The organism is Sphingobium phenoxybenzoativorans (assembly GCF_001757355.1).
Classification (GTDB): domain Bacteria; phylum Pseudomonadota; class Alphaproteobacteria; order Sphingomonadales; family Sphingomonadaceae; genus Sphingobium; species Sphingobium phenoxybenzoativorans.
Genome location: NZ_MINO01000171.1, coordinates 1 through 1883, shown reverse-complemented (window position 1 = coordinate 1883; position 1883 = coordinate 1). Strand labels below are relative to the sequence as shown.

2 protein-coding genes are annotated in these 1883 nt (G+C 67.5%); both read right to left on the bottom strand.

The features are described from left to right. Window positions 1-70: 70 nt before the first annotated feature. A complete protein-coding gene (trbJ, locus tag BHQ40_RS24630; protein ID WP_070158301.1) occupies window positions 71-817 on the bottom strand; it encodes a P-type conjugative transfer protein TrbJ in 747 nt (248 codons plus the stop codon). Further along, a partial coding sequence (locus tag BHQ40_RS24625) for a TraG/VirB4 family ATPase (RefSeq protein WP_494338036.1) occupies window positions 814-1883 on the bottom strand: 1070 nt, incomplete at its 5' end. The genes trbJ and BHQ40_RS24625, both read right to left, overlap by 4 nt.

Genomic DNA, 1883 nt, shown 5'->3' with positions numbered 1-1883 from the left:
GATGCCGATCGCCCCAATCGCCCATGTCGGCCAAATCGGCAGGTGCGGCCGGCTCCGTGGTTTCTGCTCCTCACTCATGGAACAGCGCCACGCTCTGGGCGACATAGCCGGTCCCGGGCTGGGAGAAGCGCCGCGCCTCCTCTCGGCCCTGCGCTTCGTCGGCGGCCGCGCGCGCGGATTGGATCGCATTGGCGCGGGCCTGGGCTGCCAGCATCGCCGTCAGGTCGGCGAGCTGGCGCGTTTGCAGCGCGATCAGCTGGTTGCCGGCTTGGGCCGCCTGAAGTGCGCCCGTCGCACCTTGGCTCGCTGTCACCAGCGTGCTGGTCTGCGCGGCCGTCCCATCGAGATTGCCGGTAACGGTGGCGCCGGTGCGCAGCGAGTCCTGATAGGCTGCGAGTGCATCGGTCCAGCGCGTCTGCGCGTTCGTCACCAGCGTGCCCGACGGCGTGCCGGCAAGCGATCCCGACGGATAGCGCTGGCTGAACACCTGATCGATATTCTCGACGCGATAGGCGATCTGCTGCGCCTGGGTGATCAGCGCCCGCGTCCGACCGATATCCTGTTGGATCGTCGACAACACCGACGTCGGCAGGTTGGTAAGGTTGCGCGCCTGGTTGATCAGACTCTGCGCCTGATTCTGGATCTGGGTGATCTGGTTGTTGATCTGCTGGAGGCTGCGCGCGGCCGTCAGCACGTTCTGCGCATAGTTGGTGGGATCATAGACGATCCCGCCGAACTGCGCGTCGGCCGGCGCAGCAACGGCCAGCGCGAGCGCGGCCGCACCCAGCGCCAGGTGAGTGATACGAGAGCGGGTCATGCGAACGCCTCCTGCGGTTCGAGGGTGGGAGCGGTGAGAAGGTCGGCGGCCCAGGACAGGCCGCGGTGCCGCAGCCAGGCAGCGGCGAAGCCGTGCGCGCCATGGCGCTCGACCAGTGCGCTTATCGCGTTCAGGTCTGACCGGGACGACGCGGCGGCGAAGGCCAATGCGACCGGGCCTAGCCCCAGATCGAACAGCCGGTTGCCTTGGCTCGACTGGCAATAATAATCCCGCTTCGGCGTTGCCGAGGCGATGATCTCGATCTGACGATCGTTGAGCCCGAACCGGCGATAGACGCCGGCGATCTGCGGCTCGAGCGCGCGCTCATTGGCGAGAAATAGCCGCGTCGGGCAGCTTTCGATGATCGCCGGCGCAATCGCCGAGCCCTCAATGTCGGCGAGGCTCTGCGTCGCGAATACGACGCTCGCATTCTTCTTGCGGAGCGTCTTGAGCCATTCCTTGAGCTGGCGGCCGAACAGCGGATCATCTAGCGCAAGCCAGCCCTCGTCGATCAGGATCAGCGTCGGCCGACCATCGAGCCGGCGGCCGATGCGATGGAAGAGATAGGCGAGCACGGCGGGGGCCGCGGTCGTTCCGACCAGACCCTCAGTTTCGAAGGCATGAGCGTCGCTCTCGCCGAAATGCTCGACATCGCCATCGAGCAACCGGCCATAGGGACCGGCCAGCGTATAGGGCGCGAGTGCCCGCTTCAGGCCCGACGCCTGGATCAGCACGGCAAGGCCGGTCAGCGTCCGCTGCTCGACGGGCGCGTCCGCGAGGCTGCCCAGCGCCGTCCAGAGATGATCCTTCACTTCCGGCGTGATCGCGAACTCTTCACGCGCGAGGATCGCCGCCAGCCAATCGGCCGCCCAGGCACGCTCGTCGAGCTCGTCGATCCGCGCGAGCGGCTGCAGCGACACCGGCGCGGCCGTGCCGCCAAGTGCGCCGCCAAGATCGTGCCACTCGCCGCCGACACCGAGCGTCGCCGCACGGATCGAGCCGCCATGGTCGAAGGCGAAGACTTGCGCCTGCCGGTAGCGGCGGAACTGCAGGACCATGAAGGCGA